General features: G+C 69.2%; 22 protein-coding genes and 5 pseudogenes. 8 read left to right on the top strand and 19 right to left on the bottom strand.

All coding sequences use genetic code 11. The features are described 5' to 3' along the window. On the bottom strand, nt 1-1,190 hold a 1,190-nt coding region (locus tag VMD50_RS27275), incomplete at its 3' end, for a glycine--tRNA ligase (protein WP_325432649.1). 251 nt (nt 1,191-1,441) lie between these two features. Here VMD50_RS27275 and VMD50_RS27270 point away from each other — a divergent pair. The 3 genes from VMD50_RS27270 (at nt 1,442) to VMD50_RS27260 (ending at nt 3,450) form a co-directional block, all read left to right on the top strand. Further along, complete coding sequence (locus VMD50_RS27270; protein ID WP_325432661.1) at nt 1,442-1,819, top strand: ArsR/SmtB family transcription factor; 378 nt, start codon at nt 1,442-1,444, stop codon at nt 1,817-1,819. A 97-nt stretch (nt 1,820-1,916) separates the two neighbouring features. Beyond that, nucleotides 1,917-2,309: a Fur family transcriptional regulator gene (locus VMD50_RS27265; RefSeq protein ID WP_325432647.1), complete on the top strand. Its 393-nt coding sequence runs from the start codon at nt 1,917-1,919 to the stop codon at nt 2,307-2,309. Nucleotides 2,310-2,445: 136 nt separating this feature from the next. Further along, nucleotides 2,446-3,450, top strand: coding sequence for an alpha/beta fold hydrolase (locus VMD50_RS27260; RefSeq protein ID WP_325432646.1), 1,005 nt, complete (start codon nt 2,446-2,448; stop codon nt 3,448-3,450). Here VMD50_RS27260 and VMD50_RS27255 read toward each other — a convergent pair. From VMD50_RS27255 to recO, 3 genes are read right to left on the bottom strand one after another with little or no spacing between them, the layout of a single operon-like run. Then, nucleotides 3,447-3,875 (bottom strand): hypothetical protein, encoded by a 429-nt coding sequence (locus VMD50_RS27255; RefSeq protein WP_325432644.1) that lies wholly within the window; start codon nt 3,873-3,875, stop codon nt 3,447-3,449. The two genes, VMD50_RS27260 and VMD50_RS27255, sit on opposite strands and share 4 nt — an antisense overlap. After that, nucleotides 3,875-4,759 (bottom strand): decaprenyl diphosphate synthase, encoded by an 885-nt coding sequence (locus tag VMD50_RS27250; protein ID WP_325432642.1) that lies wholly within the window; start codon nt 4,757-4,759, stop codon nt 3,875-3,877. The genes VMD50_RS27255 and VMD50_RS27250 overlap by 1 nt, the downstream gene beginning before the upstream one ends. Beyond that, entirely contained in the window at nt 4,752-5,549 is a 798-nt protein-coding gene (gene recO / locus VMD50_RS27245) for a DNA repair protein RecO (protein ID WP_325432640.1), read from the bottom strand. Before recO ends, VMD50_RS27250 begins: the two co-directional genes overlap by 8 nt. A 61-nt stretch (nt 5,550-5,610) precedes the next feature. Here recO and VMD50_RS27240 point away from each other — a divergent pair, with 61 nt between their 5' ends. Continuing rightward, entirely contained in the window at nt 5,611-7,107 is a 1,497-nt protein-coding gene (locus VMD50_RS27240; RefSeq protein ID WP_325432638.1) for an amidase, read from the top strand. Nucleotides 7,108-7,127: 20 nt separating this feature from the next. Here the strand turns inward: VMD50_RS27240 and VMD50_RS27235 are convergent. The 10 genes and pseudogenes from VMD50_RS27235 to hrcA all read right to left on the bottom strand — a co-directional run. Continuing rightward, nucleotides 7,128-7,247 (bottom strand): annotated as a pseudogene (locus tag VMD50_RS27235) (SDR family NAD(P)-dependent oxidoreductase); the annotation flags it as partial. Between the two features lie 40 nt (nt 7,248-7,287). After that, nucleotides 7,288-8,187, bottom strand: coding sequence for a GTPase Era (gene era, locus VMD50_RS27230; RefSeq protein ID WP_325432636.1), 900 nt, complete (start codon nt 8,185-8,187; stop codon nt 7,288-7,290). 104 nt (nt 8,188-8,291) lie between these two features. Beyond that, nucleotides 8,292-9,599 carry a hemolysin family protein gene (locus tag VMD50_RS27225; protein ID WP_325432634.1) on the bottom strand — a complete coding sequence of 436 codons (1,308 nt, stop codon included), beginning with the start codon at nt 9,597-9,599 and terminating at the stop codon, nt 8,292-8,294. Beyond that, nucleotides 9,596-10,129, bottom strand: coding sequence for an rRNA maturation RNase YbeY (ybeY, locus tag VMD50_RS27220; RefSeq protein WP_325432632.1), 534 nt, complete (start codon nt 10,127-10,129; stop codon nt 9,596-9,598). Before ybeY ends, VMD50_RS27225 begins: the two co-directional genes overlap by 4 nt. After that, nucleotides 10,126-10,464 (bottom strand): annotated as a pseudogene (locus VMD50_RS27215) (PhoH family protein); the annotation flags it as partial. The gene ybeY and the pseudogene VMD50_RS27215, both read right to left, overlap by 4 nt. 270 nt (nt 10,465-10,734) lie before the next feature. Then, a pseudogene (locus VMD50_RS27210) lies at nt 10,735-10,950 on the bottom strand (LAGLIDADG family homing endonuclease); the annotation flags it as partial. A 591-nt stretch (nt 10,951-11,541) separates the two neighbouring features. Then, nucleotides 11,542-12,249: pseudogene (locus tag VMD50_RS27205) on the bottom strand (PhoH family protein); the annotation flags it as partial. 121 nt (nt 12,250-12,370) lie between these two features. Further along, on the bottom strand, nt 12,371-13,171 hold the full coding sequence (locus VMD50_RS27200) for a 16S rRNA (uracil(1498)-N(3))-methyltransferase (protein ID WP_325432630.1): 801 nt from the start codon (nt 13,169-13,171) through the stop codon (nt 12,371-12,373). Between the two features lie 15 nt (nt 13,172-13,186). Beyond that, on the bottom strand, nt 13,187-14,332 hold the full coding sequence (gene dnaJ, locus VMD50_RS27195; RefSeq protein WP_325432628.1) for a molecular chaperone DnaJ: 1,146 nt from the start codon (nt 14,330-14,332) through the stop codon (nt 13,187-13,189). A gap of 56 nt (nt 14,333-14,388) precedes the next feature. Further along, nucleotides 14,389-15,432: a heat-inducible transcriptional repressor HrcA gene (gene hrcA, locus VMD50_RS27190; RefSeq protein WP_325432626.1), complete on the bottom strand. Its 1,044-nt coding sequence runs from the start codon at nt 15,430-15,432 to the stop codon at nt 14,389-14,391. Nucleotides 15,433-15,501: 69 nt separating this feature from the next. Here hrcA and VMD50_RS29950 point away from each other — a divergent pair. From VMD50_RS29950 to VMD50_RS27175, 4 genes and pseudogenes are all read left to right on the top strand, one after another. Continuing rightward, nucleotides 15,502-15,596: pseudogene (locus VMD50_RS29950) on the top strand (hypothetical protein); the annotation flags it as partial. A gap of 57 nt (nt 15,597-15,653) precedes the next feature. Continuing rightward, on the top strand, nt 15,654-15,968 hold the full coding sequence (locus VMD50_RS27185; protein ID WP_325432624.1) for a type II toxin-antitoxin system VapB family antitoxin: 315 nt from the start codon (nt 15,654-15,656) through the stop codon (nt 15,966-15,968). A gap of 72 nt (nt 15,969-16,040) precedes the next feature. Next, on the top strand, nt 16,041-16,637 hold the full coding sequence (locus VMD50_RS27180) for a carboxymuconolactone decarboxylase family protein (protein ID WP_325432622.1): 597 nt from the start codon (nt 16,041-16,043) through the stop codon (nt 16,635-16,637). Continuing rightward, entirely contained in the window at nt 16,634-17,527 is an 894-nt protein-coding gene (locus VMD50_RS27175; protein ID WP_325432620.1) for a sigma-70 family RNA polymerase sigma factor, read from the top strand. Before VMD50_RS27180 ends, VMD50_RS27175 begins: the two co-directional genes overlap by 4 nt. Here the strand turns inward: VMD50_RS27175 and VMD50_RS27170 are convergent. From VMD50_RS27170 to VMD50_RS27150, 5 genes are all read right to left on the bottom strand, one after another. Further along, entirely contained in the window at nt 17,521-18,024 is a 504-nt protein-coding gene (locus tag VMD50_RS27170) for an MTB12 family secreted protein (protein ID WP_325432618.1), read from the bottom strand. The two genes, VMD50_RS27175 and VMD50_RS27170, sit on opposite strands and share 7 nt — an antisense overlap. Nucleotides 18,025-18,148: 124 nt before the next feature. Next, entirely contained in the window at nt 18,149-18,622 is a 474-nt protein-coding gene (locus tag VMD50_RS27165; RefSeq protein ID WP_325432659.1) for an MTB12 family secreted protein, read from the bottom strand. Nucleotides 18,623-18,728: 106 nt separating this feature from the next. Further along, nucleotides 18,729-18,944 carry an MbtH family protein gene (locus VMD50_RS27160; protein ID WP_325432616.1) on the bottom strand — a complete coding sequence of 72 codons (216 nt, stop codon included), beginning with the start codon at nt 18,942-18,944 and terminating at the stop codon, nt 18,729-18,731. Beyond that, complete coding sequence (gene mbtG / locus VMD50_RS27155) at nt 18,922-20,211, bottom strand: NADPH-dependent L-lysine N(6)-monooxygenase MbtG (protein ID WP_325432613.1); 1,290 nt, start codon at nt 20,209-20,211, stop codon at nt 18,922-18,924. The genes VMD50_RS27160 and mbtG overlap by 23 nt, the downstream gene beginning before the upstream one ends. Then, nucleotides 20,208-24,557 (bottom strand): amino acid adenylation domain-containing protein, encoded by a 4,350-nt coding sequence (locus VMD50_RS27150; RefSeq protein WP_325432657.1) that lies wholly within the window; start codon nt 24,555-24,557, stop codon nt 20,208-20,210. The genes mbtG and VMD50_RS27150 overlap by 4 nt, the downstream gene beginning before the upstream one ends. Between the last annotated feature and the right edge of the window lie 2 nt (nt 24,558-24,559).

The raw sequence follows: 24,559 nt of genomic DNA, 5'->3' as shown, positions 1-24,559 counted from the left end.
TCGGCCGCCAGGTCGCGGGCCTTGGGACTCAAGTCGGCGTGCCGCGACAGCGGCAGCACGGCGGCCTTGACCGGCGCCAGCCGCGGGTCGAGCCGAAGCACCGTGCGCTTCTCCATGGCGCCCTTGGCGTTGGGGGCTTCGTCCTCGCTGTAGGCGTCGATCAGAAACGCCATGAACGACCGCGTCAGACCGGCGGCCGGTTCGATGACGTAAGGCGTGTACCTGGTGTCGGTGACCTGGTCGTAGAACGACAGGTCGGCGCCGGAATGCTTTGCGTGCGTTGACAAGTCGAAGTCCGTCCGGTTGGCGACGCCTTCCAGCTCACCCCACGGATTGCCGACGAACCCGAACTTGTACTCGATGTCGACGGTGCGGTCGGAGTAGTGCGACAGCTTTTCCTTGGGGTGCTCGTACAGCCGCAGGTTCTGCGGATCGATGCCCAGGTCGACATACCACTGCAGTCGAGTGTCGATCCAATACTGATGCCATTCCCTGGCCGTTGACGGCTCCACGAAGAATTCCATCTCCATCTGCTCGAACTCCCGGGTCCGGAAGATGAAGTTGCCGGGGGTGATCTCGTTGCGGAAGCTCTTGCCGATCTGCCCGATTCCGAACGGCGGCTTGCGGCGCGCCGTCGTGACCACGTTGGCGAAATTGACGAAGATGCCCTGCGCCGTCTCCGGACGTAGATAGTGCAGCCCCTCCTCGGTCTCGATCGGCCCGAGGTAGGTCTTGAGCATCATGTTGAATTCGCGCGGCTCGGTCCACTGCCCTTTGGTGCCGCAGTCCGGGCAGACGATCTCGGTCATCGGGACCGAGTCGGGGTCGGCGATCCCCTTCTTCGCCGCATTCTTGGCTAACCAGGCCTCCTGCATGTGGTCCTGGCGATGCCTGTGGTGGCAGTTCAGGCATTCGACCAGCGGGTCGTGGAAGACCTCGACGTGGCCGGAGGCCACCCACACCTGCCGAGGCAGGATGATCGACGAATCGATTCCGACCACGTCGTCGCGGCCGGTGACCACAGCGCGCCACCACTGGCGCTTGATGTTCTCCTTGAGCTCGACGCCCAACGGGCCGTAATCCCACGCCGATTTGGTGCCCCCGTAGATCTCGCCGGAGGGAAACACGAAGCCCCGCCGTTTGGCCAGGTTGACTACGGTGTCGATGACGGACGCCACGGGGCTGTGCACTCCCTTTCGAAGATCCCGGCGGACAGGCCGGCGGCGAACCGCCGCTCGCAAAACATCAGCCATGGTATCGACCGGCGCCGCCGTCTTTGACATGCGTCATCATGCATGTGACAGTGGAAAGCGGCCGATCGTGATTCCCACGGCGGGCACTTCCGATACCCGGCGCTTCTCGAGGTGATGACTCTCCTATGGCGATGTCCTCCTCGGTGCCCTTATCGAAGTCCTCCTCGGCGGCCGCCGCCGGCGGCGCCATGGGATCCGACCTGAGCGTGGTGGCCCACGAGCGCGGCGGGGCCGGCCCGCGCGAACACGCGGAATGTCCCGAATATCCCGTCCCGCCGTCGCGGGAGATCCTCGACGCCGCGGGCGAGCTGTTGCGCGCGCTGGCCGCGCCCGTGCGGATCGCCATCGTGCTGCAATTGCGCGAATCGCACCGCTGCGTGCACGAACTGGTCGACGCGCTCGGCGTGCCACAGCCGCTGGTCAGCCAGCACCTGAAGATACTCAAGGCGGCGGGCGTGGTGGCCGGGGAGCGGTCCGGTCGCGAAGTGCTGTATCGGCTCGCCGACCATCACCTCGCGCACATCGTCGTCGACGCCGTCGCCCACGCGAGCGAGGACACCGTATGACTCGCGCCGGCGACGATGCAGGGTGGAGCGATGAGGTGGGGGCACGCCCCCACAAGTGGGAGGTACCCCCACCCGCTTGCGGGGGAAAGCGGCGCGCATGACTAACGCCAGCGTGCGTTCGACCCGCCAGCGGGCCGCGATTGCCACGCTGCTGGAGACGCTGGACGAATTCCGCTCGGCCCAGGAACTGCACGACGAGCTGCGCCGCCGCGGGGAGAACATCGGCCTGACCACCGTGTACCGGACGCTGCAGTCCATGGCGGCCGCGGGCATGGTCGACACGCTGCGCACCGACACCGGCGAGTCGGTCTACCGCAGGTGCTCGGAACATCATCACCACCATCTGGTGTGCCGTTGCTGCGGTTCCACGATCGAGGTGGGCGACCACGAGGTCGAGGCTTGGGCGGCCGAGGTGGCCGCCAAACACGGCTACTCCGACGTCAGCCACACCATCGAGATCTTCGGAACCTGCGCCCAGTGCCGTTCCTAGCCCGCCGACCCTCCGCCCGGCGCGGCACCCCGCAAAAAAGTTTCTGAAAAAACCGTCCGACACGCGTCCGCCGCGTGCTCCTACCCATGAGTGGCCCACGGGCCGAGGCAACACCCTCAAGGGAAGCGAGAACACCATGCGCAACGAACTGTCGCCCCACCTGCGGCCGGTACGCGAGGTCGAGGCCCCGTCACTGCAGTTTCGGACGATCCATGGCTACCGCCGAGCCTTCCGGATCGCGGGGTCGGGACCGGCCCTGCTGCTGATCCACGGCGTCGGCGACAACTCCGAGTCGTGGGAAACCGTGCACGCCAAGCTTGCGCAACGGTTCACAGTCATCGCGCCGGATCTGCTGGGCCACGGCGAGTCCGACAAACCCCACGCCGACTACTCGTTGCCGGCGTTCGCCAACGGCATGCGCGACCTGCTCGCGGTGCTCGGCATCGACCGGGTCACCGTCGTCGGGCATTCGTTCGGGGGCGGCGTCGCGATGCAGTTCGCCTATCAGTACCCGCAGCTGGTGGAGCGCATCGTGCTGGTGAGCGCCGGCGGCGTCGCGAAGGACGTCAGCCTGGCGTTGCGGCTGGCGGCGATGCCGATGGGCGCCGAGGCGCTGGGCGTGCTGCGCGCGCCGGGCGTGATGCCCGCGATACGGCGCCTGGGCCGCGCCGTGCAGACCGTGCTGGGTTCCACCAAGGTCGGGCGCGACGCCGCCGACGTCGTCGACCTGCTCGAGGGCTTCTTGGACCCCGCCGGGCTGGCGGCGTTCGCGGCCACCCTGCGATCGGTGGTGGACGCGCGCGGCCAATACGTCACCATGCTGGACCGCAGCTATCTGGTGAAATCTGTTCCAGTGCAGATCATTTGGGGCGAGGACGACCTGATCATCCCGGTGGAACACGCCCACACGGCGCACGCGGCGATGCCCGGTTCGCGAATGGAGATCTTCGAGGACTCCGGGCACATGCCGTTCCACGACCACCCCGACCGCTTCGTCGAGGTCATCGAACGGTTCGTCGACTCGACGCGACCGGCCACCTACGACCCGGACCTCATGCCCTCGCTGCTGCGGACCGGCGGCCGCGAAAACATGGCCCAGGGTTCGACGGCCGTCGCCCCGGCCCAATCCGCGGTGTCCTAGCCCGTCAGCGAATGACGCATCTCCGCGCCCGTGTCGAGCACCAGCATGACCAGGGTGCGCAGGGCGTCGTCGGTCAGGCCGCCGCCGGGAAAATTGTAACGCAGCATCACGTCGGCGGTTTTGGCCGCGCTCTTGCCGGAATTGCGTTGCACCGCCTTCCGGTTGACCTTCTCGACCAGCGTCACGCTGCCGAAGTTGCTGTCGTGCGCCAGCTTGGCGATCTGGTCGCTGATCTTCTTGGTCAGGGGCAGATCCCAGGCCAAGACCTGGGTAAGCGACACCAGGTCGAGGTCCTCGGTGATGTTCACCACCCGCAACGACGCCAGCGTGCCGTTGTGGCGAACCGTCAGGGCGCCGTCGGGTTCCTCCTCGACGGGAAGGACGTCGCGCAGTATCGACGCCAGGCGTTCCTGCAGTGATGGCACTAGGCGCTCCCGAACCGTCGATTGCGGTCGGCGTATTCCTCGCAGGCCGCCCAGAGGTCGCGGCGATCGTAGTCGGGCCACAGCTTGTCCTGAAAGATGAACTCGGCGTAGGCCGCCTGCCACAACATGAAATTGCTGGACCGCTGCTCCCCCGAGGTCCGCAGGAACAGATCCACGTCGGGGATGTCGGGCCGTTGCAGGTGGTGGGAGATCGTCGACTCGGTGATCCGGTCCGGGTTCAGCCTGCCCGCTTCCGCCAAACGGGCGATCTCCCGTGTGGCTTCGGTGATCTCGGCGCGGCCGCCGTAGTTCACGCAGTAATTCACCGTGATGACGTCGTTGCCGGCCGTCATGGACTCGGCGATCGCCAGCTCGTTGATCACGCTGCGCCACAGGCGCGGTCGCGATCCCACCCACCGGATCCGGACTCCGATCGTGTTGAGGTTTACGCGGCGCATGCGCACCACGTCGCGGTTGAACCCCATCAGGAAGCGGACCTCCTCGGGCGAACGCTTCCAGTTCTCGGTGGAGAAGGCGTAGAGACTCAACCACTTGATTCCGATTTCGATTGCGCCGCAGACGATGTCGATGACGACCGCCTCGCCCGCCCGATGGCCGTCGGTCCGGCTGAGCCCGCGTTGGGTGGCCCAGCGCCCGTTGCCGTCCATCACGATGGCCACATGATTGGGCAATCGGTCGGCCGCGATCCTGGGCGCGGCGGCTTTCGAGACGTGCTGCGGGGGGCGGCACGGGCCACCGTCGGCCGACGGCGGCAGCTCCGGGAAGACGACCGGCCAGGTCGACTTGTCGGGGAAGACCGGGTAGTCGTCGGGCGCGGGGGGCAGCTGCGGGAAGTCGGTGGACTTCGGCTTGCGCTCAGCCACAGGCCGTATCCTGCCCGATCAACGCTGCGCGCCGTTGGGCGATGGTGCGGTCGGCCTGATATGTCCGCTCTACCAGCGGCAACGTTTTGAGCTGTCGTTCCAGATGCCATTGCAAGTGCGCGGCCACCAGCCCGCTGACGTAGCTGCGGTGCGATTGCGGCGATGCCTCGGCGGCCTCCCAGTCCCCGTCGTGCAGCGCGGCCATCAGATCCAGCACACCCGGTGGCGGGGTGGTCGAGCCGGCCGGGCGGCAGTGTGGGCAGACGCTTCCCCCGGCGGCGACGTGAAACGCCCGATGCGGACCGGGTGTGGCGCACCGTGCGCACTCGGTGAGCGCGGGCGCCCATCCGGCGATGCCCATGGCGCGCAGCAGATAGGCGTCCAGCAACAGGTCGCGGGGGCGGCGCCCGTCGGCCACCGCGCGCAGCGCGCCCACCGTGAGCCGGTGCAGCGCCGGGGCGGGCGCCCGCTCCTCGCCGGCGAGGCGTTCGGCGGTTTCCAGCATCGCGCACCCGCAGGTGTACCGGCCGTAGTCGCTGACGATGTCGGTGGCGAACGCGTCGATGGCGACGACCTGGGTGACGATGTCGAGATTGCGGCCGGGGTGCAGTTGCGCGTCGATGTGAGCAAACGGCTCGAGCCGCGCGCCGAATTTGCTGCGGGTGCGGCGAACGCCCTTGGCCACCGCACGAACCAGCCCATGATCGCGGGTCAGCAGGGTGACGATCCGGTCGGCTTCGCCGAGCTTGTGCTGGCGCAACACCACAGCTCGGTCTCGATATAGCCGCATCACAATAGTTTTGCACCCCGCCGCGACAATGCGGGTATCCGCGCCGTTAGTCTCGTACCCCGTGATTGGCGCTTCCGGGGCGGGCACCGGGTCCATCTCCGGATCCGGCGGCCAACGCCTGCCCACGCTGACTGACCTGCTATATCAGCTGGCCAGCCGCGCAGTGACGTCCACCACACTGGTGAGCCGTTCACTGCACGCCATCCATTCCAGCCAGCCGACGCTGAACGCCTTCCGGGTGGTGCTCACCGAGTCGGCGCTGGCCGCCGCGGCGGAGGCCGACCGGCGACGGGCGGCCGGGGACACCGCGCCGCTGCTGGGCATCCCGATCGCGGTCAAGGACGACGTCGACGTCGCCGGCGTGCCAACCGCCTTCGGCACCGAGGGGTATGTGGGGCCCGCGACCCAGGATGCCGAGGTGGTCCGCCGCCTGAAGGCCGCCGGCGCCGTGATCGTCGGCAAGACGAACACATGCGAGCTGGGCCAATGGCCGTTCACCAGCGGGCCCGGGTTCGGCCACACCCGGAATCCCTGGTCGCGCCGGCACACCCCGGGCGGGTCGTCGGGGGGCAGCGCGGCCGCGGTGGCCGCGGGTCTGGTGACCGCGGCCATCGGCTCCGACGGCGCCGGCAGCGTCCGCATCCCCGCCGCCTGGACACATCTGGTGGGCATCAAGCCGCAGCGCGGCCGCATCTCCACCTGGCCGTTGCCGGAGGCGTTCAACGGCGTCACGGTCAACGGCGTGCTGGCCCGCACGGTGGCCGACGCGGCGCTGGTGCTCGACGCCGCGTCCGGCAACGTCGAGGGCGACCGGCATAAGCCGCCCCCGATCACGGCGTCCGAGTATGTCGGAAAGGCGCCCGGCCCGCTCAACATCGCGCTGTCAACCCGGTTCCCGTACAGCGGTTTTCGTGCCAAGTTGCACCCGGAGATCCTGGCCGCGACGCGCGCGGTGGGCAAGCAACTCGAGCTGCTCGGCCACACGGTGGTGCCCGGGAACCCGGACTACGGCGTGCGGTTGTCGTGGAACTTCCTCGCCCGGTCCACCGCGGGCCTGCGCGACTGGGAGGAGCGGCTGGGCGACGGCGTCATCTGGGACCCCCGCACCCTGTCCAACCTGCGCGTGGGCCAGGTGCTGGGGCAGGCGATACTGCGCAGCGCGCGCCGCCACGAGGCGGCCGACCAGCGCCGGGTGGGCTCGATCTTCGACATCGTCGATGTGGTGCTGGCACCGACGACCGCCCAGCCACCGCCGTTGGCGCGCGCCTTCGACCGGCTGAGTGGCTTCGGCACCGACCGCGCCATGATCGCGGCGTGCCCGTTGACGTGGCCGTGGAACCTGCTGGGCTGGCCGTCCATCAACGTGCCGGCGGGCTTTACCTCGGAGGGTTTGCCAATCGGCGTGCAGCTGATGGGGCCAGCGAACAGCGAGGGCATGCTGATCTCGCTGGCCGCCGAACTGGAGGCCGTCTGCGGCTGGTCCACCAGACAGCCGCCGGTCTGGTGGCACGCCGGTGCCGACACGCCGCCGGCCGGGGCGCCGCCGTCGCGCAGGTGAGGTGCCGGCGGCACGTCTCTGATGGCGTCGTCTTCGGCGGCCACGACGAGGTCATAGCCGTGTTGAGCGAACTGCTTGGCCAGTTCCAGCCCAATACCGCTCGACGCGCCGGTGACTAGGGCTAACTGTGGTTGGGTCATACGCGATGGCTACCCCGTCGTCGCCGATGCGATCAAACTTCTAAAAACCAAGCCGACCAAGTTGTTTCGGGTCGCTCTGCCAGTTCTTGGCAACCTTCACGCGCAGGTCGAGGAAGACCTTGGTGCCCAGCAGCTTCTCGATCTGGGCACGCGCCGCGGTGCCCACTTCCCGCAGCCGCGCGCCGCCCTTGCCGATGACGATGCCCTTCTGGCTGTCCCGCTCGACGTAGAGGATTGCGTGCACATCGATCAAATCGTCGCGCCCCTCCCGCGGGTTGACCTCATCGATCACCACCGCCAACGAGTGCGGCAGCTCGTCGCGCACCCCCTCGAGGGCGGCCTCGCGGATGAGCTCGGCCATCAGGACCTCTTCCGGCTCGTCGGTCAGCTCACCGTCGGGGTAGTAGGCCGGGCCGACGGGCAGCGCCGCGGCCAGCACGTCGATCAGCACGTCGACCTGCGCGCCCGTCACCGCCGACACCGGGACGATTTCGGCCGAATCGCCGACCAACTCGCTGACGGCGACCAGCTGCGCGGCCACCCGGTCCTTGGGCACCTTGTCGATCTTGGTGACGACGGCGACCAGCGCCGTCTTGGGCGCGACCGCACGAATCTGCTCGACGATCCACCGATCTCCCGGGCCGATCGCCTCATCGGCCGGGATGCACAACCCGATCACGTCGACTTCGGCGTAGGTGTCGCGGACCAGGTCGTTGAGCCGCTTGCCCAGCAGCGTGCGCGGCCGGTGCAGGCCGGGGGTGTCCACCAGGATGATCTGAAAGTCTTTTCGATGCACGATCCCACGAATGGTGTGCCGGGTGGTCTGCGGCCGCGTCGAGGTGATCGCCACCTTGGTGCCGACCAGCGCGTTGGTCAGCGTCGACTTGCCGGTATTCGGCCTGCCCACCAAACATACGAACCCCGAACGGAATTCAGCCATCGTCGCCCATCGCCGAACGTGCACGCACTGCGAATTTCCGCGTCATATTTCGCCGTGAGTGCACGTTCGGCGTCCCGGACCGCGGCACCACTGCCGGCCTCACGTCAGGCATGGTGTGTGGCCTCCCCGTCCGCCGACCCGTCGGCTTCGGCCGGGCTCAGCAGGACGGTGTTGATCCGCACCCGCCCTCGATGATCGGGGCCGCCCTCGGCGCGCAGGCGCAGGCCGTGCGAGACCACCTCGGCGCCGGGCAGCGGCACGCGGCCCAATTCCAGAGCCACCAGGCCGCCCACGGTGTCGACGTCGAGGTCGTCGTCGAACTCCACGCCGTACAGTTCGCCGACGTCCTCGATCGGCAGCCGCGCCGAAACCCGAAACCGTTTGTCACCCAGATCTTCTATCGGGGCGGTCTCGGCCTCGTCGTACTCGTCGGCGATCTCTCCGACGATCTCCTCCAGCACGTCCTCGATGCTGACCAGGCCGGCTATCGCGCCGTACTCGTCGACGAGCAGGGCCATGTGGTTGCGGTCGCGTTGCATCTCACGCAGCAGCGCGTCCAGGGGCTTGGAGTCCGGCACGAAGACGGCCGGGCGCATGACCTGCGACACCTTGATGTCGCGGCCACCGTCGGGTGACAGGAATGTCTGCTGGACAAGGTCTTTCAGGTACACCACGCCGACGATGTCGTCGACGTTCTCGCCGATCACCGGAATGCGGGAGTGCCCGCTGCGCACGGCCAGGTTCGTCGCCTGGCTGGCGGACTTGTCGCTTTCGATCCAGATCATCTCGGTGCGCGGCACCATCACCTCGCGCGCCGGGGTGTCCCCGAGTTCGAACACGGACTCGATCATCCGGCGCTCGTCGGCGGCAACGACGCCGCGCTGCTGGGCCAGATCGACGACCTCGCGCAGTTCGATCTCGGAGGCGAACGGCCCGTTTCGCAACCCCCGGCCCGGTGTGAGGGCGTTGCCCAGCACCACCAGCAATCGGCTGAGCGGCATCAGCAACCACGAAATCACCCGCAGCGGAAGGGCTGCCACCAGGGAAATGGAATAGGCGTGCTGGCGGCCGAGGGTGCGGGGGCCGACTCCGATGACGACGAAGCTGGTCACCACCATGATGGTGGCCGCGCCGAACAACGCCCACTTGATGCCCCAGTTGTCGTAGATGAACACCACCAACAAGACGGTCGCGGTGATCTCGCAGATGATGCGCAGCAGCACCATCAGGTTGGTGTAGCGGGGACGCTCGTTCATCACCTTCAACAGCGACACCGCGCCCGGGCGCTCCTCGCGGACCAGTTCCTGCACGCGCGCGAGTGACACCGTGCTGATGGCGGCGTCGATCGCCGCGAAAAGCCCGCCCAGAGCGATCAACGCGATCGCGCCCAGCAGCTGGGAGACGCCGGTCAATTGTCGAAATACCTTGACTTGTCCAGCAACCGGCGGTCGCGTTCCTCCTGGCGGTCCTGCTGGTAGGCCTCGACCTGTTCGGCGACCCATTCTTCGAGCAACCGGTCTTGCAGAGCGAACATCTCTTTTTCCTCGTCCGGCTCCCCATGGTCGTAGCCGAGCAGGTGCAGCACACCGTGAATCGTCAGCAGCGCCAACTCGTGTCCCAGGCTGTGGCCGGCCGCGGCCGCCTGTTCGGCGGCGAATTCCGGGCACAGCACGATGTCGCCCAGCATCGCCGGCCCCGGCTCGGGCGCGTCGGGTCGGCCGCCGGGCTCCAGCTCGTCCATTGGGAAGCTCATCACGTCCGTCGGCCCGGGCAGATCCATCCAGCGCATGTGCAGGTCGGCCATCGCCGCGGTGTCCAACAGCACCATCGACAGCTCGGCGCTCGGGTTGACGTCCATCCGCGCGATCACAAATTTTGCGACGCTGACCAATTCAACCTCGGACACGTCGATGCCCGACTCGTTGGAGACTTCGATGCTCATCGGCGGCTGCGGCTGCCCGAGGCGCGCCGGGCCGCCCGGTTCATCCCCGAGCCGGGCTCCTCGTAGCGGGCGTAGGCGTCGACGATTTCCGAGACCAGCCGATGACGCACCACGTCGACGCTGGTCAGCTCCGCGATGTAGATGTCCTCGACGCTGTCGAGGATGTCGACGGCCGAGCGCAGGCCGGAACGGGCGCCGCCGGGCAGGTCGATCTGAGTCATGTCCCCCGTGACCACGACCTTCGACCCGAAACCCAGTCGGGTGAGGAACATCTTCATCTGCTCGGCGGTGGTGTTCTGCGCCTCGTCGAGGACGATGAAGGCGTCGTTAAGGGTGTTGTGCGTCAAAAGAAAATCCTCGGTGACGTATAAAGAATTCGCTGCCGCAACCTGGATGCACACCGCCTCCTCGGTGCCCGCCGACTCGATCCGGTCGATATAACGCACTGGCCGACCGCCACCCGAAGCGTCGTACTTCGCAGCCTTACGGGCCAGCCGGAACGGCACGATCCCCTCGGGCAAACGAATGTCGAGGATGTGCGCGTCGGATCGGTGATGCACGTCGCGGCCGCGGGCGAGTCCCGGCTTGCGCCCCTCGGCGGGCCGAGTGTGCGAATAAACGACACCGCCCAGCGACTGAACCAGGCACACCACGTCGTCCCGGAGCCGGGCGGAGACCGTCGAGAACTGAATCCGGCAGGTCCGACCCTGCTGAGTGACCGGACCGCCGTCCGAGTCCAAGAGACCCTGTAACACCGCCAGCCGGACATCGCATGTGTTGAACAGGTAACCCGCTGGGACGAACTTGGTATTCGACCGCATGCCCGCCAGCCCGAGGCGACGCATGGCGCCGGTCACCGGGTTTTCTCGGGTGATGACCTCGCCCGGACGAGTGGCGCGGTTCAGTATGTAGTCGACCTCTGTTTTGCGCCGTATTTTGATCCCCGGGATCAGCTGCCCTAGAGACTCGGCAAGCTCCGGATCGGTCGTCGCGAAACTCGGTGTCGTCGAGCACGTCACGCATCCGTCACCTAGCAGCAGACCAAGAGCGTACGGGTCGAGAGGCACCGGCTGCATTTTGAAATGCACCGGCGCACTGAGCAGCGGCAACTCATAGCGGTGGTAGTGCGCCGCGCGGAGGTTGCCGATCATCTCCTTGGTCTGCAGCACGCGTGCGGGTTTGCCACGCCGCCTATCCTCCCGCGTGTACACCGACCAGAGGTGATCACCGGACGCCAGCGTCGAGGAACCATCCTGAGTAAAGACCCGGTAGATCTCCTTGAAGCCCTGCGGATAGACACCCAAGACCTCCGTCGGAAGTCCGTCGGAACCGATCACAGAATCCCCGACCCGCAGTTCACCGATCGGGCGGAAACCGTTGGGGGTCAATACTTTGGTGAACACCGGTTGTGCTCTACCGCGCATGTATGCCAGTGGCGCGACCTCGATGACGCCGGCGGACATCAGCTTGGGAATCAGCTCGGCGTCCATCATGTCGTACAGCGCGTCGTACAGCGGCCGCAGATAGGGGTCGATCTTCTCGCTCAACGTGCCGGGCAAAAAGCCAAGGCGCTCACCGGCTTCCACGGCCGGCCGCGTCAGGATGATCCGGCTCACCTGCTTGGTCTGCAGTGCGTGCACTGCCTTGGCCATGGCCAGATACGTCTTGCCGGTGCCCGCCGGGCCGACCCCGAAGACGATGGTGTTGGCGTCGATGGCGTCGACGTAGCGCTTCTGGTTGAGCGTCTTGGGCCGGATCGTGTTGCCGCGGCGCGACAAGATGTCCAGGGTGAGCACCTCGGCCGGTGATTCGTTGCCGGTGCCGACCAGCATGGCGACGCTGTGGCGCACCACCTCCGGCGTCATCGGCTGACCGCTGGCCACGATGGCGACCAGCTCGGAGACCACCCGCTCGGCCAGCGCGACGTCGGCCGGCTCGCCGGACAGCGTGACCGTGTTGCCCCGCACGTGCAGGTCGGCGTTGAGGATGCGTTCCAGGGCGCGTAGGTTCTCGTCCGCCGAACCCAGCAGGCCCACGACGAGATCGGGCGGAACGTCGATGCTGCTGCGAACGTGAGAGGTCGATGCCGTGTCAGCAGCGCTGGTCTCGCGGGGCGTCACGTGGTTTTCGATGCCTGCCTTGTCGGGTCTGACGTGGTGAAATCCTGGCTTGCCAGTCTACCGCCGGTCAGGAGCCTGTCCCAACGGTTCGTTTGCCGTCCAGAGTGAAGACTGCGACGGGTCACCGGCGTGTCGCGTCGCCCGATTCACTCTCGGCGGGCGCGCAGTCGGTGTGTTGGTCCCAGCGCGGCGTGAGCACGCCCAGCGCACCCAGCGCCACGGCCGCCGCGGTCGACGTCCGCAGCACCTGGGGACCCAGCCGGACCGCCACCGCGCCCGCCTCGGTCAGCGCTGCGACCTCATCCGGCGCGATGCCGCCCTCGGGGCCGACCACCAGGAACACCGAATCCGCTTGGCCGACATGGGCATTCGCGAGCCGATCGGTCGCCGACTCGTGCAGGGCCAGCACCGCCGTCCCGGCCGCCACTTCGTCGCGAACCCGTTGAGTCAGCGCCGCGGTGGACAGCACGCCGCCGACGGGCGGGATATGCGCCCGCCGAGACTGCCGGCCCGCCGAACGGGCGACGGCACGCCACCGGCGCAGACCCTTGTCGGCCCGGGGCCCCTGCCAGCTGGCCACGCAGCGTGCGGCCTGCCAGGCCAGAAACGCGTCCGCGCCGGCTTCGGTGGCCAACTCGATCGCCAGCTCCGTGCGATCGGACTTGGGCAGCGCCTGCACCACCGTCACCGCCGGGTGGCCGGGCTCGACGCTCCAGCGCGCCAGCACCCGTGCCCGTAGCCCGTCGCGCCCCGCGTGCTCGACCTCGCACCGGGCGAGCTCACCGGCGCCGTCGCCGAGCACCAGCTGCTCGCCGGGCCGGATCCGGCGCACCGTGGCGGCGTGGAAACCCTCGTCCCCGTCGACCAAGGCCAGCGCGCCGACGTCGGGCAATGCGTCAACGTAGAACAGCGTCGCCACCATGCGGGGCCCGGAGACTCAGCGCCCGGTGAACGTCTCGCGCAGCCGGCTGAACAGTCCGCCGCCGGCGTGGGTGGAACGGACCTCGGCCACATCGCGGCTGCGGCGGTTCTTCAGCTCGCGCAGCAGCTCGGTGTCGTGGTGGTCCAGCCGGGTGGGCACCACCACCTCGACGTGGACGTGCAGGTTGCCCCGCGCGCCCGAACGCAGGTGCGGCATCCCGTGGCCGCGCAGGGTGATGATCGAACCGGGCTGTGTGCCAGGCGGAATGGTGATCTCGCTCTGACCGTCCAGGATGGCGTCGATGGTGACCGTGGCGCCCAGCGCCGCGTCGATCATCGGCACCGAAACCGTGCAGTGCAGGTCGTCGCCCTCGCGGACGAAGATGTCGTGGGGCTGCTCGTGCACCTCGACGTACAGGTCACCGGCAGGCCCTCCCCCGGGACCGACCTCGCCCTGGGCGGCCAGGCGGACGCGCATGCCGTCGCCGACACCGGCCGGAATCTTGACGCTGATCTCCCGGCGGGCCCGCACCCGGCCGTCGCCCATGCACTGGTGGCACGGGTCGGGGATGACGACGCCCACACCGCGGCAGGTCGGACACGGCCGCGACGTCACCATCTGGCCCAGCAGCGAGCGCTGCACCGTCTGCACCTCCCCGCGGCCACCGCAGGTGTCGCAGGGGACGGGCACCGAGTCGCCGTTGGTCCCCTTGCCCTGGCACCGATCGCACAAGACCGCGGTGTCGACGGTGACCTGCTTGGTCACGCCGGTCGCGCACTCCTCGAGGTCCAGCCGCATCCTCAGCAGCGAGTCCGAACCGGGCCGGACCCGGCCGATGGGGCCACGCGAGCCCGAACCCCCGTTGAACCCGCCGCCGAAGAAGGCCTCGAACACGTCGCCCAGGTTGCCGAAGCCGCCGAACCCCCCGCCGGCAGCGGCGGCGTTCTCCAGCGGATCCCCGCCCAGGTCGACGACCCGGCGTTTCTCCGGGTCGCTCAGCACCTCGTAGGCGACGCTGATTTCCTTGAACTTCGCCTGCGCGCCCTCATCGGGGTTGACGTCGGGATGCAGCTCGCGCGCCAACTTGCGGTACGCGCGCTTGATCTCCGCATCGCTGGCGTTTCTGCTCACGCCGAGCAGCCCGTAATAGTCGCGTGCCACGCCCTGACCTTCCTTGTGCCGCCGTTGCGGCCGTCAACAAACACTTGGGTGCACGGTCATCGGGCACCCAGGACCTCGCCGATATAGAGAGCAACCGCAGCCACGCTTGCGATAGTTCCCGGATAGTCCATCCGGGTGGGGCCCAGCACACCCATACCGCCGTACACGGTATCCGAGGTGCCGTAGGCGGTGGACACCATCGAGGTGCCCGCCATCTGCTCGGCGGCCGTCTCGTGCCCGATGCGCACCGTCACCTTGCCGGCCTCCTGCTGGGCCGCCAGCAACCGCAGCACCACCACCTGCTCCTCGAGGGCCTCCAGGATGGACCGCAGCGAACCGCCGAAATCCGCGGCGTTGCGGGTGAGGTTGGCGGTGCCGCCCATCAGCAGGCGGTCCTCGGTGTGCTCCACCAACGACTCGAGCAGCACCGTCGCCGAGCGGCCGACGGCGTCGCTGAGGTTGCTGGCCAGCCCGCTGCGCCCGTGCAGCTCGCCCGCCAGGTCGGCGACGGCGGTGGACGCGGCGGCGAGCTTCTTGCCGACCAGGGCCTGACCCAGCATCTCGCGTAACTGGGACAGCTGATGGTCGTCGATGACGTCGCCCAGTTCGACGATGCGCTGGTCGACCCGGCCGGAGTCGGTGATCACCACCATCAGCAGCCGGGCCGGCGTCAGTCCGACTACCTCCAGGTGTCGAACGGTCGACGCCGACAAGGTCGGGTACTGCACCACCGCCACCTGGCGCGTCAGTTGGGCCAACAGCCGCACCGCGCGCCGCAGCACGTCGTCGAGGTCGACACCGGACTCCAGAAAGGTTTGGATCGCGGTCCGCTCGGCCGACGACAGCGGCTTGACGTCGGCGAGTCGATCGACGAACTCCCGGTAGCCCTTTTCGGTGGGCACCCGGCCGGAGCTGGTGTGCGGCTGGGCTATGTAGCCCTCGGCTTCCAGCACCGCCATGTCGTTGCGGACCGTGGCCGACGACACGCCCAGGTTGTGACGCTCGACCAACGATTTGGAACCGATCGGTTCCTTGGTGGCGACGAAGTCGGCGACGATGGCGCGCAGTACCTCGAAGCGACGCTCGTCGGCGCTCCCCATCGGCTCCCACCTCCTCGTCGCGTCCATTTTACGGTGTCAGGAGGTCCGCACCGCCATTCGCGGCGTCCGGCTACGGAGCCGGGCGAAGCGGGTCGCCACCAGAACAACCAGTGGCGATCGCGAGCGCGGCGCAGCCGGGCGAAGCGGGTCGCCACCAGAACAACTAGCCTGTCCACCATGTACTTGCCGGGCCCGGGGGATGCGTCAGAGACGATCCGCCAATGATTTTCAAGGGCGTGCGCGAAGGCAAGCCGTATCCCGAGCACGGGCTGTCCTACAAGGATTGGTCTCAGATACCGCCCCAGCAGATCCGGCTGGACGAGTTGGTCACGACAACGACGGTGCTCGCGCTCGACCGCCTGCTCTCGGAGGACTCCACCTTCTACGGCGACCTTTTCCCGCACGCGGTGCGGTGGCGGGGCATCACCTACCTCGAGGACGGCCTGCACCGCGCGGTGCGCGCCGCGCTGCGGAACCGCACGGTGTTGCACGCCCGGGTGTTCGACATGGACATGCCGCTGAGCCACCAGACGTAGTCCGTGGGCGCGGTCACATTTCTGCCTCGCCGAGTGTCGACGTTGAAAGGACCACGTTCAAGGAGGACCGCCATGCCCCGCCTTCAGGGAGTCTCCGACCGGGACGCCGGTTTGGGCGCCAGGATCGCCTTCTTCTTCACCAGGCGCAAGCTCGCACAGATGACCGGCCTGCAGACCGCGGGGATGCTCGAACCGCTGCGCCTGTATGCGCACATCCCCCGCTTGCTCAACGCCTACGGCAAGCTCGAGCAGGCCGAGTCGAAGCTGGACATCCTCAGTCCCCGCCACCGCGCGCTGGCCGAGCTGAAGTCGGCGACCACGGTGGGCTGCGAGTACTGCGTCGACCTGGGTTCACAGATCGCGCGCCAGTGGGGAATCACCGACGAGGAGCTGCTGGCCATGGCCCATTACCGGGACGCCGCGTGCTTCTCCGAGCTCGACAAGCTGATCCTCGAGTACGCCACCGCGATCAGCCGCACCCCGGTCGAGGTGAGCGATCAGCTCTTCGACGCGCTGCGCGCCCACTTCGATACCGCCCAGCTCGTCGGGCTGACCCACGTCATCACGCTCGGTAACCTGCGCGCCCGGTTCAACATCGCGCTCGACGTCAGGTCGTCGGGCTTCTCCGGCAACCGGGTGTGCGCCCTGCCCGAGAATGGCCGCGCGTGACGAGGCCGGATGCGCCGGATGCCGCGCTGGCGGCGCGTTTCGAGGCTTCGCGGCCACGGCTGGGTGCCATGGCCTATCGCATGCTGGGCTCGATCGACGACGCCCAGGACGCCGTGCAGGAGGCGTGGCTGCGGCTCAGCGGCACCGATCAGGGGATCGCCAACCTCGACGCGTGGCTGACCACCGTGGTGGCCCGCATCTGCCTGAACACCCTGCGCGACCGCCACGGCCACGGGCGGGAGGAGCCGGTCGCGCACCTGCCGGATCCGATCGTCGACGCCGTAGGCGAATCCGACCCCGAGCACCGGGCGATGCTGGCCGACGCGGTGGGGCTGGCCTTGTTCGTGGTGCTGGACACGTTGCCGCCGGCCGAGCGGCTGGCCTTCGTGCTGCACGACGTGTTCGCCGTTCCGTTCGACGAGATCGCACCCATCGTCGAGCGCACGCCTGAGGCGACGCGCAAGCTGGCCAGCCGGGCCCGCCGGCGCATCGAGCGCGCCGATCCGGCCCCCGACCGTGGCGTCGCCGCGCAGCGCGAGGCCGTCGACGCCTTCTTCGCGGCGGGCCGCGCGGGCGACTTCGACCGGCTCGTGTCCGTGCTGCATCCCGACGTCGTGCTGCGCGGCGATTTCGGCCGGGGCACCGCCGGGTTCCGGGCCGAGGGCGCGGCCTCGGTCGCCAAGCTCGCCCGGAGCTACGCGGCGCCCGAACGCGAGGTGCGCGCCGCCACCGTCAACGGCGCCGCCGGTGCGGTCGTCTTCGTCGACGGCCGGCCCACGGCGGTCATGGCGTTTCTCGTACGCGACGGACGGGTCGCCGAGATCGACGTCCTGGCCGACCCGGAACGGATCGCCAAATTAGACCTGCGCGGCCTGAGCGCCGATCAGTGACCGGCGGCCTGCAGCAACCCCATCGCCGACGCGCGCGACAGCACCCAGCCGCCCTGGTTGACGAACGTGACGTTCTGGGTGACCGGCGACGTGAGCTTGGGACCCGAGACCGCGACGTCGGCGGTGGCGGAACCGGGCGCGGAGGGTTGGATGTTGGTGACGCCGAACGCCAGTGGCAGGTCGCCGTTCTTGGCCGCTTTCTGCAGCTTCTTGTCGGCGACGTGCGCCTCGAGCCCACTGATTCCGCCTTCGACCAGGTTGCTCTTGCCGGTGAAGGAAACGCTGGGGTCGGCCAGGCTGTTCAGCAGGCCGGTCAACTGATCGGCGCTCGGCACGTTCGCCGCCGGTGCGGGTTCCTGCGGTAACGGCGCGCCGACCGCGATCAGCCGCACCGACGCCGCCTCGCCCGGCGTCGCGGTGGACGTGATGCCGGCGGCCGCACCCCCGACGGCGGCAAGGGCCGCCACGCCGGCAGCCAAGAACTTGACGGTTTTCATCGCTCCCCCTTCAACGGGCACGGATTCGACAGCGTGCCTCTTGCGGTTGTTGTTTCGCGCCACGGCACGGTGACGTTACGGCCACGTCGCGTGAGCAACCTGTGCGCCTACGCTGTCGGCCTTGCTAGTTCGTCGCCGACGCCGCCTGGATCAGGGCGATCGCGGCGTCGTGCTGCAGGATCCAGTTGCCGCCCTGGTTGACGAACACGAGGTGCTTCTCGACCGGTCCGGCGAACTTCGGACCCGAGATGGCCACGTCGGCCTGGGCCATGTTCGGTCCGGCCGGCGCAATGTTCGTCACGGCGAACGTCTCCGGGAAGTTTCCATTCCGGTACGCCTTCCTCAGGTCGTGGTCGGCCACGTGGCCCTCGTCCGGAGCGATGCCGTTTTCGACCAGGTTGGCCTTGGTCGTGTACGACACGCCCGGATCGGTGGCCTGGGTGCACAGGCTGGACAACTGGTCAGGGGTCGGCAGGCCCGGGGCCGGCGGCGGATCCTGTGGCAGTGGCGCGGCGGCGACTGGAGCGACGGATGTCACGCCGAGGGCCGCCGCGCCCATCGCTAGCGCGCCAACGGCCAAGGATTTCACGCGGTTCATTCTCATCGTCAGTTCCTCCCCCTGGTGAGTAAGAGTTGTGATTCTGCCCGCAGCGACTTCTGTTCTCGGTCTCGGGCGGGTCACGGTACGGCCACGCTACCGGCGTTCAGTCGCCCGCCATGGCCTCACGCAGGCTCTTCGGCCGTATGTCGGTCCAGTTCTCATCGACGTAGTCCAGGCACGCCGACCGGCTCGCCTCGCCGTACACGACGCGCCAACCGGCCGGGATATCGGCGAACGCCGGCCACAGGCTGTGCTGCTCCTCGCCGTTGATCAGCACGTAGAACGCCCCGGCATCGTCATCGAAGGGGTTGGTGCTCATCGCTTCTCCTCATCGTCGGGTGCCTGACGGAACCTGCCGTGGAGCCCAGCACCCGGTCGGACAGCAACCCGAGGCAGCTCAGGTTGGGGAAGCCGGGGCCCTGGGTGAGTCCGGAAAGGTTGGGCAGGAACAGCTTTGGGGCGACGTCGGTGACGGCCAGGTCGTAGCCGATCGCCTCCTGCAGGCCGTCGGCGGTGAGCGGCCCGCCCAGCCCGAGCTCGATCAGGTCGAGCGCGTCCTGGCTGAACAGCGAGGTGAACCACAGCGGGTCGGCGCCGGAGCCGTCGATGACCAGATCGAAACCGTGCACCGTCTCGAGGTTTTCGCTGCCGCGGTTGCTGGACAGGGTCAACCGGATCTGCCCGTCCCGGCCCACCGCGTGGGCGACCCGGCCGCGCAGGTGGCGGATGCGGTCGTCGGACAGCAGCGCCTCCTGCACGTTGGCCGAGAACACCCCGCGGTCGGTGCGGGCCAGCGCGTCGCGGCGTTCGTCCAGCGTCAGGGCGGCCCAGTCGGTGGGATCGGAGAACAGCGAGTTCTCGAAGAAGCCCTCGCCGCGGGTGAACAGCGTCACCTGTGGCGAGATGACGGTGATGGTCGAAACCCGGTGCCGGAACAGCTCATTGAGCATCGACGCGGCCGTCTCGCCACCGCCGATCACCGCCACCCGCTCCGCGCTGATCCGGTCGTCGCCTGCGGCGCGGTCCCAGAACTGGGCGATCGACAGCATCCGCGGATTGCCCGGCAGCAAGGACTTTTCGGCCTGGCCGGGGCCGGTGATCATCAAAGCGTCGGCGTGCACCGTGGTTTCGTGCGTGTGAAGCGCCCAGCGGTCGCCGGTGACGGCCAACCGTTCGACCTCGCCGTGCACCACGTTCAGGCCGACCTGGTCGGCGACCCACCCCAGGTACTGGCTCCACCGGAAGTGGGTGGGCGCCGGTCTGCCGCGGTCGATCCACTCAGCGAACGACGCGGTGGCGATGAGGTATGACTGCCAGCCGTAGCGGGTCATCCGCTCATCGAGTTCGGCGTTGCGGCGCGGCACCAGCGCCGACCGGTAGGGAAACCCGACGTCCTTTTCCGGGCTGGTGCCCAACCGGTGCGCCCCGTCGGTCCAGCCGCCGCTGGCCTGCCAGTTACCCCCGACCCCGATGCGTTCGACGGCAACCACATCGGGCGCCTCGGCCCCCATGTCGCGCAGCACCGAAGCCTTGGCCGCGACGGCCACCGCCTTGGCTCCGGCGCCCAGGATCGCGAGCGTGCTCATCGCGCCACCTCCCTCAGGTGTTCTGTCCAAAGCTGTTGCAGCGCGGCTACATCTGCGTCATCGAGGATGTCGGGCAGCGCGCGCCACTGCGCCGCCAGGACCCGCTGTTCCCCGACCGTGAGCACGACGGCAAGGATGGTGAGCTCGTGGCGCACCGCGAGGGCGGGCTCGGGCACCGGTGACACGTCGGCGAGCAGGTCGCGGTCGAGGAGTAGTTCGGTGCCGCCGCCGGTGTGGGCGGCGCCGAGATAGTTCAGCAGCAGCTGCGGCCCGGGGAAGCCGGCGAGCTGCTCGGCGGTGTCGGCGCGCAGGTAGCGCAGCAGCCCGTAGTCGATCCCGTCGCCGGGGATCTCGGCCAGCTGCTCACCGACGCGCCGCGCCGGATCCACCCGCACCGGGTAGATCGAGCTGAGCAGTCCGACGGTGTCGCCGGTGTCGATGGCGGGCGCGCCCGGCTCGTCCACCACGGCGTCGGCGCGGCCGTGGGTTTCCAGCGCGAGCAGGGGTGGGGGCGTGGCCTGGCCCCGCGCCCGCCGCCAGCTCGTCACCATCGCAGCGGTGGCGGCAACGAGCAGCTCGGGCAGCGGCGCCTCGGATTTCAGCAGCCGGCCGCTGAGGTCGGCGTCCAGCACGGCCGTGCGGACGGCCAGGTCGCGGGCCACATCCCGGCCCGGGCGGATCCGCCGCGCCCCGATGTCGGGATCGTCGCCCTCGAGTTGGGCGCGCCAGAAGCCGACGGTGTCGAGCCGGTGGGCGCGCTCGGCGAGCGCCGCGGCCCAGCGCCGATAGCCGGTGTGCTCGCGCACCGGCGCGGGCGGGCGGCAGCAGGCCAAAGCCCTTAGCGCGGAGTCCAATTCGCCGAGCACCACCCGCCATGACGCCGGATCCAGCGCCAGCACGTGGGCGGCCAGCAGCAGCACGCTCGGCCCGCTCGGCGGCCGGAGCCACACCGCGGCCAGCAGGGTTCCCCGCTCCGGGTCGAGTCGCTCGACGGCGGTGGCGGCCTGCACGCCGACCGCCGCGCGCAGGTCGTCGACGTCCACCTCGGTGAGGACGGCTGTGAGGGTCTTGGGGGCCGGACCTTCGACCAGCGTCATGGCGGCGCGGTCCAGCCTGGTGCGCAGCACCTCGTGACCATCGACGATGCCTGCCAGCGCGGCGCGCAGGTGCTCGCGCGTGACGGTGTCGGGCAGCCGGATGGCTTCGGTCTGCGCGAGCCGCCGCGGTTCGCCGTACTCGTAGAGCCATCGGGCGTTGGGTAACAACGGGATTGGGCCATTCTCCTCGGCGGGCACGAGCTGTTGGGCATCGTTGTCGATCGCCGCGGCGAGTTCGCGGATCGTCTCGCACTCCATCATCAGCCTGGCCCGCAGCGCGACGCCGCGCCGGCGGGCTGCCTGCACCACCGAGAGGGCCACGATGCTGTCCAGACCCAGCTGCGGAAAGCCGGCGGTGACGTCGACGTCCGCGATTTCCAGGACGTCGGTGAGCGCCTGGGCCAGCGCCGCCTCGGTCGGCGTCTCGGGCGGGGTGGCCGTGCCCACCACGGTATCGGTTGCCGCCAAGGCGTTTTCGTCGACCTTGCCGTGGCGGGTGAGTGGCAACTCGTCGAGGACGACGATGTGGTGCGGCACCAGGTAGTGCGGGAGCCGCTTGAGCAGCATCGAACGCAGTTCGGCCGCCGCCGGCGGATTGGGCCCGGCCGCCACGTACGCCGTGAGCCGCGGCCCGCTGGCGTGGGTGCGGGCCGTCACGTGGGCGCCGCGCACCCCGTCGAGGCCGTTGAGCGCCGCGGCGATCTCACCCGGCTCGACGCGGAAACCGCGGATCTTGACCTGAGTGTCACTGCGCCCGAGGAACTCCAGGCCGCCATCGGGCATGCGGCGCACCACATCTCCGGTGCGGTACATCCGGCGACCGCCGCCGTTGGGGTCGGCGACGAACCGCGCGCCGGTCTCGGCGGCGCGCCCGAGGTAGCCGCGGGTCAGCTGCTCGCCCGCCAGGTACAGCTCGCCCACGGCGCCGTCCGGCACCGGCCGCAGCCAGGAGTCCAGGACGTAGGCGCGGGTGGTGCGGGTCGGACGCCCGATGGTCGGTCGCGCATGCTCGCCGACGGCGGCGACGACGGCCTCGACCGTGGTTTCGGTGGGCCCGTAGCAGTTGAAGGCGGCCATCGCCGTGCGGGCGCATTCCCGTTGGATCGCTTGCCACGCGGTGCTGCCCAGCGCTTCGCCGCCGAGCGCGAGCACCGCCAGCGGCACCCGGCGCAGCAGCCCCGCGTCGTGCAACTGGGCAAACATCGACGGCGTGGTGTCGATCATGTCCAGGCCGAACTCGTCGATCGCGGCGACCAGCGCCTCGGCGTCGCGCTGCCGGCCGTCGTCGACGATGTGCACCGAGTGGCCGTCGAGCAACGCCGCCAACGGCTGCCACGCCGCGTCGAAGGTGAAGGACCAGGCATGGGCAACGCGCAGCGGTCGCCCGATTCGCGCGGCGGCCGGTCGCAGCACCCGCTCGATGTGGTCCTCGGCGTGGGCCGAAAGCGCCCGGTGGGTGCCGATGACGCCCTTCGGTGCGCCGGTGGTGCCCGAGGTGAACACCGCGTAGGCCGCATGGTCCGGTGGTACCGCGGCCGGCCGGTAGTCCGCCGGCGCGGCGGTCTCGGTGGCGGCCGCGAACAGTTCCTCGTCGACGACGACCGGGGCCGATGTCTGGCGCAGGATCTCGGCCACCCGTTCCTGTGGCATCGCCGGATCCAGCGGCACGATCGTGCCGCCGGCCTTGAGGATCGCCAGCATCGCGGCCACGTAACCCGGGCCCCGCGACAGCATGATCGCGACCGGGGTCTCGCCGACCACGCCCGCCCGGGCCAGGGCGGCGGCCAGCCGGTCGGCGAGCGCGTCCAGCTCGCGGTAGGTCAGCCGGCCGTCCTGCCAGCTCACCGCGATCGACTCGGGTTGCGCGGCAGCGACTTCCGCGAACCGGGCGTGCGCCGCGAGCGTGCGTGCAGGTGCCTCCGGCAAGCCCGGGCCGCGCTCGCCGTCCAGCAGGATGCCGACCTCGCGCAGGGGCCGGTCCCAGTTGTCCACCAGACGCCGCACCACCGCCAGCAGCCGCGCGCCCAGGCTTTCGGGCGTCATCGCGCCCAGCGCACCGTCGAGCACCTCAACCAGCACGGTGAGCTCACCCGCGCTTGTGTGCGCGGCGATGGTCACCGGGAAGTGTGACACGCTCTCCAGCGTCGCCGGACGGAAAGTCGCGCCGTTTGCCGCGAATTCGGTGGCACCCACCACGCCGCCGGGCGGGAAATTCTCGTACACCAGCAGGGTGTCGAACATCTCACCGACACCGGCGATGGAACGCAGTTCGGCGTGCCCCAGATAGCTATGGTCCCGCAACTCGGCGGATTTCCGTTGCAGGGCAAGGCATTGCGCCGCGACGGTCGTGCGGGGATCCGGCCGCACCCGCAACGGCACGGTGTTGATGAACAGGCCGATCATCGCCTCCACGCCCGACAATTCGTCGGGCCTGCCGGACACCGTCACCCCGAAGGTCACATCGCCGCGATCGGTCAGGGCCGAAAGTATCACCGCCCAACCCATTTGGAACAGCGTGTTGAGCGTGACCCCTCGGGTGCGGGCGGCGCCCGCCAGCGCGGCGGTGGCATCTGGGTTCAGTTGCAGCGTGGTGCGGCGCGGGATGCCCGCCGGTGGCGGGACGGCGGTCAGCGCCGGCGACAACAGGGTCGGGCCCTCCAGGCCGTTCAGGTGCTCGGCCCACATCGCCCGGCCGGCCGCCTGGTCCCGGCCGGCCAGCCACCCGATGTAGTCGCGATACGGCCGCGGCGCCGGTGGTAACGCGGTGCCGTCACCGCCGGCCCGGTACAGGACAAGCAATTCGGCGACGAAAAGCGGCAGGGACCACCCGTCGATGACGAGGTGATGCGCGACGACGACCAGATGCCAGCGCCGGTGCGGCAATTCGATGAGCAGGAACCGGATCAGCGGACCGCGGCCCACGTCGAAACGGCGCCGGCGCTCGTCGGCCGCCAGGGTCTCGACCTCCTCCGGCGTGGCCCGGGCCTGCCGCCAGGGCACCTCGACGGCGGCCGGAACCACCTGCACGGGCCGGCTGAGGTTGCCATGCACGAAGCTCGCCCGCAGGTTCGGGTGCCGGGCCAGCATCGTCGCGGCGCACTCGCGCAGCAGGGGGACGTCGAGCGAGCCCGCCACGTCGGCGGCCATCGCGATGACGTACGGGTCGACGGCGTCGGCGGCGTCGCCGTCAGTGGATTCAGCCAGCGCGGTCATCGCGAAGAGCCCCCGCTGCAGTGGGCTGAGCGCCATCA

The sequence above is a fragment of the Mycobacterium sp. genome (assembly GCF_035506235.1).
GTDB lineage: Bacteria > Actinomycetota > Actinomycetes > Mycobacteriales > Mycobacteriaceae > Mycobacterium.
The sequence above is the reverse complement of the archived record's forward strand: the minus strand, read 5'-3'. Positions and strand labels throughout refer to the sequence as shown.

Bases quoted from the DNA above. Each gene is read 5' to 3' on its own strand.
- VMD50_RS27270 (WP_325432661.1), top strand. From the start codon at position 1,442: ATGGGATCCGACCTGAGCGTGGTGGCCCACGAGCGCGGCGGGGCCGGC.
- VMD50_RS27265 (WP_325432647.1), top strand. From the start codon at position 1,917: ATGACTAACGCCAGCGTGCGTTCGACCCGCCAGCGGGCCGCGATTGCC.
- VMD50_RS27260 (WP_325432646.1), top strand. From the start codon at position 2,446: ATGCGCAACGAACTGTCGCCCCACCTGCGGCCGGTACGCGAGGTCGAG.
- recO (WP_325432640.1), bottom strand. From the start codon at position 5,549: ATGCGGCTATATCGAGACCGAGCTGTGGTGTTGCGCCAGCACAAGCTC.
- era (WP_325432636.1), bottom strand. From the start codon at position 8,187: ATGGCTGAATTCCGTTCGGGGTTCGTATGTTTGGTGGGCAGGCCGAAT.
- ybeY (WP_325432632.1), bottom strand. From the start codon at position 10,129: ATGAGCATCGAAGTCTCCAACGAGTCGGGCATCGACGTGTCCGAGGTT.
- VMD50_RS27200 (WP_325432630.1), bottom strand. From the start codon at position 13,171: ATGGTGGCGACGCTGTTCTACGTTGACGCATTGCCCGACGTCGGCGCG.
- hrcA (WP_325432626.1), bottom strand. From the start codon at position 15,432: ATGGGGAGCGCCGACGAGCGTCGCTTCGAGGTACTGCGCGCCATCGTC.
- VMD50_RS27185 (WP_325432624.1), top strand. From the start codon at position 15,654: ATGATTTTCAAGGGCGTGCGCGAAGGCAAGCCGTATCCCGAGCACGGG.
- VMD50_RS27180 (WP_325432622.1), top strand. From the start codon at position 16,041: ATGCCCCGCCTTCAGGGAGTCTCCGACCGGGACGCCGGTTTGGGCGCC.
- VMD50_RS27170 (WP_325432618.1), bottom strand. From the start codon at position 18,024: ATGAAAACCGTCAAGTTCTTGGCTGCCGGCGTGGCGGCCCTTGCCGCC.
- VMD50_RS27165 (WP_325432659.1), bottom strand. From the start codon at position 18,622: ATGAACCGCGTGAAATCCTTGGCCGTTGGCGCGCTAGCGATGGGCGCG.
- VMD50_RS27160 (WP_325432616.1), bottom strand. From the start codon at position 18,944: ATGAGCACCAACCCCTTCGATGACGATGCCGGGGCGTTCTACGTGCTG.
- mbtG (WP_325432613.1), bottom strand. From the start codon at position 20,211: ATGAGCACGCTCGCGATCCTGGGCGCCGGAGCCAAGGCGGTGGCCGTC.
- VMD50_RS27150 (WP_325432657.1), bottom strand. From the start codon at position 24,557: ATGGCGCTCAGCCCACTGCAGCGGGGGCTCTTCGCGATGACCGCGCTG.